8 protein-coding genes and 1 pseudogene are annotated in these 8933 nt (G+C 68.1%); 5 read left to right on the top strand and 4 right to left on the bottom strand.

The window, feature by feature from the left end; all coding sequences use genetic code 11:
• The first annotated feature begins 2 nt into the window (after positions 1 to 2).
• A complete protein-coding gene (locus QWZ14_RS31840; RefSeq protein ID WP_290321116.1) occupies positions 3 to 410 on the top strand; it encodes a hypothetical protein in 408 nt (135 codons plus the stop codon).
• A 130-nt stretch (positions 411 to 540) separates the two neighbouring features.
• On the opposite strand, the gene QWZ14_RS31845 is transcribed toward QWZ14_RS31840, so the two are convergent.
• Positions 541 to 714 carry a hypothetical protein gene (locus QWZ14_RS31845; RefSeq protein ID WP_290321117.1) on the bottom strand — a complete coding sequence of 58 codons (174 nt, stop codon included), beginning with the start codon at positions 712 to 714 and terminating at the stop codon, positions 541 to 543.
• A 127-nt stretch (positions 715 to 841) separates the two neighbouring features.
• Complete coding sequence (locus QWZ14_RS31850) at positions 842 to 1411, bottom strand: preprotein translocase subunit YajC (protein WP_290321118.1); 570 nt, start codon at positions 1409 to 1411, stop codon at positions 842 to 844.
• 1310 nt (positions 1412 to 2721) lie between these two features.
• On the opposite strand from QWZ14_RS31850, the gene QWZ14_RS31855 reads away from it, so the two are divergent.
• Positions 2722 to 3654 carry a helix-turn-helix domain-containing protein gene (locus QWZ14_RS31855; RefSeq protein WP_290321119.1) on the top strand — a complete coding sequence of 311 codons (933 nt, stop codon included), beginning with the start codon at positions 2722 to 2724 and terminating at the stop codon, positions 3652 to 3654.
• Here QWZ14_RS31855 and QWZ14_RS31860 read toward each other — a convergent pair.
• Positions 3644 to 3919: a hypothetical protein gene (locus QWZ14_RS31860; protein WP_290321120.1), complete on the bottom strand. Its 276-nt coding sequence runs from the start codon at positions 3917 to 3919 to the stop codon at positions 3644 to 3646. The genes QWZ14_RS31855 and QWZ14_RS31860 overlap by 11 nt on opposite strands.
• 408 nt (positions 3920 to 4327) lie before the next feature.
• Here QWZ14_RS31860 and QWZ14_RS31865 point away from each other — a divergent pair, with 408 nt between their 5' ends.
• Positions 4328 to 4690: a hypothetical protein gene (locus tag QWZ14_RS31865; protein WP_290321121.1), complete on the top strand. Its 363-nt coding sequence runs from the start codon at positions 4328 to 4330 to the stop codon at positions 4688 to 4690.
• A 1017-nt stretch (positions 4691 to 5707) separates the two neighbouring features.
• Here the strand turns inward: QWZ14_RS31865 and QWZ14_RS31870 are convergent.
• Positions 5708 to 5851 (bottom strand): hypothetical protein, encoded by a 144-nt coding sequence (locus QWZ14_RS31870; RefSeq protein WP_290321122.1) that lies wholly within the window; start codon positions 5849 to 5851, stop codon positions 5708 to 5710.
• A gap of 346 nt (positions 5852 to 6197) precedes the next feature.
• Here QWZ14_RS31870 and QWZ14_RS31875 point away from each other — a divergent pair.
• Together QWZ14_RS31875 and QWZ14_RS31880 are read left to right on the top strand one after the other, a co-directional pair.
• Positions 6198 to 7892: pseudogene (locus QWZ14_RS31875) on the top strand (TonB-dependent receptor); the annotation flags it as partial.
• A 506-nt stretch (positions 7893 to 8398) separates the two neighbouring features.
• Positions 8399 to 8933 (top strand): NADH-quinone oxidoreductase subunit NuoE family protein (locus QWZ14_RS31880; protein ID WP_290321123.1); only part of this gene is annotated, 535 nt, incomplete at its 3' end.

Below are 8933 nucleotides of genomic sequence, written 5' to 3' on the forward strand. Positions count from 1 at the left end.
AATTGCATGTCGATGGCGGCGCCTTCGCCCAGGTCTTCCTCTACCCCAACAGCGTATCGCAGTTTCGCCGGAAGCGGCGGGTGAAGCGTCTGCCGGTGGCGCCGGCCCGGGCCTGGGTCATCCGCAACGGCCGTCTCGATCCTGAATGGGCCTCGGTGGACCGGCGAACGATGAGCATTGCCGGCCGCGCGGTCGCTTCGATGATTGCCTCCGCGGGGTATAACGACGTATGGCGGATCTATTCCGCCACGGAACGCGACGGCGTCGACTACAACCTGGCCTTCATCGGGCGGGATTTCACCTTGGTCTACGACAAGCCCTTCGCGCAGTCCTATATGCGCCCGCTGTACGAGTATGGCCGGCAGCGGGCATTGGCGGGTAACACCTGGGTGGCGCGGCCTCCGATCTAGGGGGAAGCCGCTATCGCAGTGATGCCGGACAAACGCCGCGCGTACTGCTTCCCTGTTGCGACACCTCAATTCCCGTAAGCCGCAACTCTGCAGCCTGATCCCCGTCGACGGCGATCAGGGCTATCGCATGTCACGTTGACGCGCTGCCGGTCAGTGCGGCGATCCTGTTGGTCGGCAAGGCGATCACGGCCGCCATGGGGACCAGCAGCCAGAGCAGGAATGCCAGGGCGAACAGCGCAAGATCCAACTTGAGCCGCCAGCCGACTGCGTCAGGCCGCGTCTCAGCCGCAGGTCCGTGCGCCATCGGCCGGTCCTCCACGCGCCGTCGTGGTCACTGCGCCCCATCAAGGATGGAGTGCTGCCCGCAGGTAGAAGCTGGCAGCCAATCCCCGGGAAGCGAAGGGGCAGGTCCTACGCGGCCCCGGAGGTCTTCAGCGTGGCGCGGGTTCGACACTGATTGCGACAGCTTCGGTGAAGGTAACATCGACTTCGTCACCGATTTTCAAGGTGCGCAACAACTCCTGCATCGCGGGCTGCCGGACCGTCACGGTGCGCGGTACGCGATCTGGACCAATAAAGGCTACCGTGTTGTTGACGGTGTTCACCCCCTCAACGGTCACCCGCATGCGTTCGCGGTCGATGATGACGCCCGCCGGTCTTTCGCCGGGATTGGCCCTTGCCATGGAGGTGGTTGATTCTGCCTGCGGCTCGCCCGGCCGCACGATTTGCGCGGCGATTGCCTCGGCGTAGCGAATCACCACCCGGTCGCCAGACTTGACCTGCGCAAGGTTCCGCACTTCCGGGCCCGCATGAATGGTGAGGAGGGCGCCTGTGGGACCACGCAGCAGGACCATGCGCTTCTGCTGATCGACCGTTTCGATAATGGCCCTTACCTCGTTCGTGCCGATAAGGGCGGATGACTGAGCGGCCGCGCCGTTGAACAGTGCCGATGCGCCAACCAGAACAAGTCCGGCGGCACTCCGCAAGAATGTCGAACGCATCCTGTGTCTCCTCCCGACATGATGGCCACCGATTGAGGTGGGATGCGCATTGCCTCGATGTGCCCATGTGGAGGCAGTCCGGCATCGGGTCGAAGGCTGCTACCGGTTTGACCGCCTTCGCAATCCGACCATCGGCCTTGTAGTCGAATGCCGTGCCGTGCCTGTTCGCTAGGAGGCAGGCTCGTTGGCACATGGTGGCAGCAGCGCCAGCCAAGGTGCCGCTGTGGGATACTCTCATCCCCATCCGCACGTCACGCCAACCGGGTCTCGCTTGAATAGGCGCGATGACAGGCCCGAGGTTCAGCCAAGCCCGCTTGTTCCCCATGATCGACTTCTTCGTACAGGCTGCCCGTTCACGCCGTCAGCCGCGTCGGCTCCCTGTGCGATCGATGTCGGGTCCATGACCACACCTGCCAAAGCGCCAACCATCACGGCCGAGCCCACCGTCCGGATCGGAGTTGGCGTTGATTCCGGCCGCATCCTGATCGGGATCAGCCTACGCCTGGCCCGGTGCGAGCGTGACCACCAACGATATCCATTTTCGGCAATGGACCGCCCCGCATCGGACGTCTTCCGCAGGCGGCGGTGTCAGGTCGGGCGGGTCGCCGCCTGACCGCATGCCGATTGCGCCGCCCTTCACCAAGGGCCGGTCACGCATCCAGGCTCCACTCACTTCTGTCGGGTGCAGTGCCCCTTAACCGCGGCCACAAAGATCGTTGTGGATCCTGGGCGCGTTCGGGCGGCCTGCTCGAGCTTGATGCCTATCAAGGTGACGAGGGGCAGATCGGCGAGGGTGCCGGTGTGCCTTCGATGGTCCTGCGCTCGACGCCGCGGCGGCAGCACGCAGCCATTTGTGGCTTCGGGCAGTTTCGCCACGTGCGGTGCGACGCCATGCGCTTCTGCCACGCCATCGGCCTTCTGGCCGATGTCTCCCGCTGGCTGCAGCCCGCCGCTGCCCAGATCCCATGCGGAGTCGCGGCCAGAGCCCCCTCATCGTCGGACACTCCGAAGAGGTATGGTCTTCAGGCGCCCCAACCTCATCGTTATTTATTCGAACAATCATAACGTTATAGTTTTGTCATGATCACATTTAGTCGGAAAACCCGTTCATAAAGTGATTATCAAGAAATGAAATTCCCGCATCAGGTTATTTTGTGGATTTGTAAGTACCGGCTTCAAATAATGACTCCTTGTACTCAGCTGCACGGTGCTACACGCACAAGCAACGAACTCGGCGAATGGGCGCTGCAATGTCGGCTCCGGCTCCAGGACAGAAGGCGGGATACGCGCAGTCACTGCATTTCGACGACATGGACGCGATGGCCTTTGCGCTGAACGGCGACATTCTCCAGTTCATCCCGATTGGGACTGGACGGTTTCAGGGTCGGGTTGCACGGCTCAAGCTCGATGGTGTCGATATCAGGCGGGTGGTTCATGCGCCATTCCTGGTCCATGGGGAGGTACCATCCGATCAGGTCGCACTGAACCTGCAAGTAAGCCCCAGCGAAGGCCTGACCCTCAATGGCGATACCTTCGAGTTGCCGACGCTCGCGGTCCTGCCGGAAGGTGCGGCGATCCAGGCGGTTTGCCCGACCGAACAGGATCGCATTGCCCTGGTATTTCGCGCGGAGGAATTCGATCGATTGATCGAGGTATGCGGCATCCAGGCCTTCCCGCGGGGGCGGCACCACATGCTTCGCCTCGGCGAGGAGCAGTCCGGCCGACTGGTGCGTACCGTCACGGCGATGACCGACCTCGCCGAAACCACGCCAAGCCTGTTCGCCGTCCCTGGCCTCGACGCCGCACTGGCCGAGGAATGCCACCGCGTGTTCGCGGACGCCCTGCTTGGCAGCGAGCACCATTCCGGATGCGCCCGGAAAACCGGGGACATGCTCCGGCAGGTACGGGAGGCTGACGACTTCCTGCACGCCAACATCGACCGCCCGATCTACACGCGCGAGCTCTGTGCGGCCCTCCAGGTCTCGGCCCGTACGTTGCACCAAAGCTTCTCCGCAGTGTACGGGATGAGTCCGCAGGCCTATCTCAAACGGCGACGATTGGTTCTGGTCCACCGGGCGCTGCGCTCGGCCCGACAGAGCAGGGCGATGGTCAAGTCGATCGTGCTGGCCCATGGTTTTTTTCATCTTGGACGCTTCGCACAGGAATACATGGCCATGTTCGGAGAGATGCCGTCCGAAACGCTCGCCAGGTATCACGACCGGACAGCACCGGTCATGGCGTGACCTGCGGATCCCCGCGCAAGCGGATGCCATCTCTTTGCGATTCTGCCACGGATCGGCGCCTGGCTTCCTGCCGCAGTGCCGCTGCGATGTCGAGCAATGCGTGAACCAAGGCATGCGGCAGACAAGGATCGCGGATGACCAGAGCCTCGCAATCATAGGCAAGGTCGGAAAGGATTGGAGGCTGCTTCACCGAAGCCGGCCTCTGGTCGTCCGGTTCCGGCTGAAGCGTGGCAGGATCGATCACAGTGGGGCGGGGGCGGCTCATGCAGGGTTCCGATCCTCTTGGCGACGGCTCGGTCAGCAACGCATGTGACGCGGCACCGTTGTCGTTCGCCGCGCCATCCGTCCACTTGGCAGGCGTCCCGCTCGCGCCAGCGCGGTCTCGCTTGCACAGGAGCGGGCTTCCGGTTGATCCTCTGGCGCAGCGGCCATCACCGGTCGGATATGGCGTTGCTGCGAGCCTTCCACCGGGCAACGCCGCACGGCATCCAAGATCGATATCCTGTCGGCGGGCGCCACTTCGCCAACGCGCCTCCAAGACGGTATGGCTTGCACGTTCGAATGCCAAATTTGGATAGCGTTTCGATGCGCCGGACGCGGCCTTCCGCGCCATGATCTCCAGCCTCCAGCGAGCGTCTTTCCCCGGGGCCCTAGTCTGACGAAAGGATACGTCATGCAGTTCATACGCAGGCTTAGGGGCGTTGCCCTCATGTCGGCCCTCGTCGCTGGCTGCAGTTCGGTTACCCCGGCGCAGAATACCGGCCCGGTTGCACTCACGCCGGGCACGGTCGAGTACCAGCTCCGGCAGCAACAACTGCAGAACGCGCAGTCCGGCGTTAACACCGGCATGCAGAATCCGGTGGTGACCAATGTGAACCCGGGTGCGGGCGGCATCGAGCGTGCGACGGTCGGCGGCGCCGGCAGCTCCGGCGGCAATCTTGGCGGCCTGCGCACCGACGGCACAGTCGAGCGTCCAGGCGCGGGAGCGCCTGCGACACAGAGCGTGCCGACGCCGCGGCGACGCGCCGGAAGCTGAGCCATCGATCGTCCGGCGATCCCGCGCGAACTCCATACTATCGCGAAGCGCGTCGGGCCGCATGGCCGGTGTTCTTCACCCTTGCCTGGGCTCGCATGCAGAAGTCCGGCCGGGCATCATTGTCCGATGGTGACTGCGGATCGAAGGCTATCCTGGGGATGGCCGTCGGTGGCGCGGTCGTCACCTCAAACCACCGGCGGCACCTTTTGCCACGAGGCGTGATCCGGGGCCTCCCGGATCACGCGCGATGCCTCGCACGGCGCCAGGCCAGCACAGCGGCCAGAGCACCGCCTCGGCGAAGCGGTTCAGCGCGGTCCGCGGCCCGTGCCGACGCTGCGGGCATGCACCATCATGTTCAGCCCGTCGGCATCACGCACGGTGTCGTTCACCGGACAGACCGGCTCGCAGGGCGCCCTGCCGCTGGCCGACATGGTCGATGCCGGAAATCGCAGACGGTCGCGGCTTCTTTGACTTATCAGCCCTGAGTGGTTCGGAGTGGACTGAATGCCGGGAAACCGGCGCCCCGTGCGCCGCCGCCAGATCCGGCGCGGCGCGCCGGGTGCCGTGCTTGCCCGCCAGCACCGCCGCAAAGGCCTGATCCGCCGTGGTGAAGTCACCGCTGCGCGCGCCTGCTACAAGCTCGCCAGCGCCTCGCGGATGCGGGCGAAGTCTTTGGCCAGGGGCGAGGTCGGGGCGATCGGCTTGGCCGAGGCCACCTCGCCCAGGTGCGCCACCGCCTCCTCGATCAGCATGCCCCGCGCCGCGGCATCGCCGCGGGTGATGCCGTTCAGCCGGCGCCGGCAGGCCTCGTTCGTAGCCTCCCCGGACTTGGGCTGGGCGCCAGGGCGCGGCCGGTCGGCCCTCGGCGCCTGGGCCAGCCGGCGCGCCGCCGCGCCCCGCAGGGTGTCCGCTCGGCCACGCTGAGGGGCGATACATTCGGGTCCATCAGGGCATGGGTGACTTCGTGGAGGGCGCGCGAGGTCATCAGCGCCGGATCGGTGTAAATCGCAATGCGGATCAGCCCCTCAGCGATTCCGCCTCGGCCGCGCAACCCTCGATGGCGTCCACCACCTGCACCGCCACGCCGGCCGGCAGGCGCAGGGCGTGGGCCCTGAATATGCTGGGGGCGAAAATGCGGACCGATGCCTTGGCTGCGATCATCCCCGCTTGGAGAATTCCTCGCCTCCCTGGTCTTTCAGATGGGTCGCGCGCACGCGCGGATGAGAGACTCGAAATTACTATTCGGGTCTTTACGGGGACAGGCCAATGGCGCCCGCTCGATCCGGGCCATCCGCGCTCCGGCGCCGGCCGCATGTGCAACGGCGACAGCTGAACGCTCGGCCAACCGATCACGGCGGCTTAAGTGATCCCCTATTTAGTTATGAGTGCGCATTCTTCCGCCCCTGAATGGACCCCCGGTTGTAGCGCCAGGCGGCAGCGGCGTCAGCCAGGGCGAACCAAGCCTTGGAGGGGATGCATGGCTCAGTGGTCCCGTTGCGTCTCCGCCATGGCCCTGGCGGAGGCGGGCGGCGTCCCGGCCGACCGGCTGCCCTACCTCACCCGCAGCTTCACGCCCGAGGCGCTGCGCCGCGGCAGCGGCCGCGCCGACCTGCCCGGCGCGCTGGAACGCGAACTCGGCGCGGTCTCGGTGAACGAGGCGCAGTCCAATCCCTTCCAGCCGGACCTCCAGCTGCGCGGCTTCACCGCCTCGCCGCTGCTCGGCACGCCGCAGGGCCTGGCGGTCTACCAGGATGGCGTGCGCATCAACGAGGCCTTCGGCGACGCCCTGCACTGGGACATGATCCCGGAGAATGCCGTCCGGGAGGTCGACCTCGTCGGCTCGAACCCGGCTTTCGGGTTGAACGCGCTGGGCGGCGCCATCGCCCTGCGCATGAAGGACGGCTTCACCGCGCCTGGGGCGCGGCTGCAGGCCCTCGGCGGGTCTTTCGGCCGGCGGTCCTTCAGCGGCGAATACGGCGTGCAGGCCGGCAACGCCGCCGCCTATCTCGCGGCCGAGGGCCTGGACGAGGATGGCTGGCACAACCGCTCGCCCTCGCGCCTGCGTCGCCGCTACGGCGATATCGGCCTGCGCGGCCGGACCGGGGAGTTGCACCTCAGCCTGACCGCCGGGCACAGCCGGCTGGTCGGCAACGGGCTGCTCCCGGTCGAGTTGCTGGCGGCCGACCGGCACGCCGTCTTCACCCACCCCGACCGCACGGTGAACGACCTCGTCATGCTGAGCCCGCGCGGCACGACCGAGCTCACCGAGGCGGTGTCGCTGCAGGCCGTCGGCTATGTCCGCAGCTTCCGGCAATCGACCTTCAATGCCGACATCGCCGAGTTCGCCGCCTGCGACGACGGGGCGGGCGCCCTTTGCACCGAGGACGGCGCCCGGGTGACCGGCCGCGGCTCCGGCCAGCCGATCCCGGCGGCGGTGCTGGGCGGCGCCCCGGCCGGCGTGCTCAACCGGACCAGCACGCACAGCACCAGCACCGGCGGCACGGCGCAGGTGACGGTCGCCGCGCCGGTGCTCGGCCGCGGCAACAGGCTGGCCGTCGGCCTGGCGCTGGACCACGCCGCCAGCGACTTCGCCGCCAGCACCGAGCTCGGCGCGCTGACCGCCGGCCGCAGCGTGTTCGGCCTCGGCGAGGACATCGCCCAGCCCGACGGCTCCATCGCGCCGGTGCGGCTGCGCAGCACGACCACCACCTGGGGAGTCTATGCGACCGATACGCTGGAGGTGTCGGACCGCCTGGCGGTGACGGCGGCGGCGCGGTTCAACAGCACGGAGCTGGCCCTGCGCGACCGGCTCGGCACGGCGCTCGACGGCACCCACCGCTTCAGCCGCACCAACCTGTCCGGCGGGGCGAGCTACCGGCTGGCGGAAGGGCTGGCGGCCTTTGCCAATTATGCCGAGGCGAGCCGGACTCCGACGCCGGCCGAACTGTCCTGCGCCGACCCGGCGCGGCCCTGCGCCCTCGGTGCCTCCTTTTTGTCGGATCCGGCGTTGCGCCAGGTGGTGAGCCGCACGGTCGAGGCCGGCCTGCGCGGCAGCCTGCCGGGGCCGGGCGGCGAAGGCCGGCTGCGCTGGCATCTCGGGGCGTTCCGGGCCGATCTCGAGAACGACATCCTGAACCTGGCCAGCGACATCCAGGAGCGTGGCTTCTTCCGCGATGCCGGCGGCACGCGGCGGCAGGGGATCAAGGCCGGGGCGGCGACACCTTGCCCGGCGTTCCCCGCCATCGGCTGGGCCTCAGTGCCGATGTTGCCGCCACGGCATGGTGACGCCTTGGCGGCACCCTGTCCTGGACCAGCGCCAATACCTGCGCGGCGACGAGGCGAACCGGCTGCCGAAGCTGCCCGGCTACACCCTGGTCGGGCTGCAGACCAGCCTGCAGGTGGGGCCGGGGGGCGAGTTCCGGGGCGTCGCCGGCAACCTGCTGAACCAGCGTACCGCGAGTTTCGGCACCCTGTTCGACCGCGACACCGCCAATGCCGCCGGGCTCGGGCTGGGCGATCCCCGCATGGCCTCGCCGGGCGCGCCGCGCGCGGTCTTCGGCGGGCTCCGTATCAGCTTCTGACGCCGATGCCGGTGCGGGGGCCGGCGCCCGGGCGGATTTGCCGGCGCAGACGAAGCGACCCTAGCATGGCGCCCAGGGGAGAACGTCATCATGAGGGTTCGCCGCACGCCGGCATCGGTCGGCACCGATGCCTGACGACAGGCTCGGGGAATTGCCGCCGCGCCGGAAGGGCCGGCCGGGGCCCCGCGGGGCGCCGCTCGATCCGGTCGCCCTGGCCGAGGTGCAGGCGGCGCTCGGCGATGCGCCACGGCGCGCCGACCTGCTCATCGAGCACCTGCACGCGATCCAGGACCGCCATGGCGGCCTGCGCCAGCGCCACCTGCGGGCGCTGGCGGCGGAGATGCGGCTGCCGGATGTCGTACCCTTCGAGGTCGCCAGCTTCTACGCGCATTTCGACCTGCTGGCGGATGATGCGCCGCCGCTGCCGGCGCTGACGCTGCGGGTCTGCGAGGGGCTGCCCTGCGCCATGGCCGGCGGGCATGAGCTGCTGGCCGCGCTGCGCGCCGCGCCGCCCGGCGGCGCCCGCGTCCTCGCCGCGCCCTGCATGGGCGCCTGCCACTGGGCGCCGGCCTGCGCGGGCGGCGAGGCGATGGTGGAGCTGGCGACCCCGGCCCGCGTGGCGGAGCTGGTGGCGGCGGGCGCGCCGCCGGCCCGCGACCCGC

Origin of the sequence: Paeniroseomonas aquatica (genome assembly GCF_030409335.1) — a bacterium.
GTDB classification, from domain to species: domain Bacteria; phylum Pseudomonadota; class Alphaproteobacteria; order Acetobacterales; family Acetobacteraceae; genus Belnapia; species Belnapia aquatica.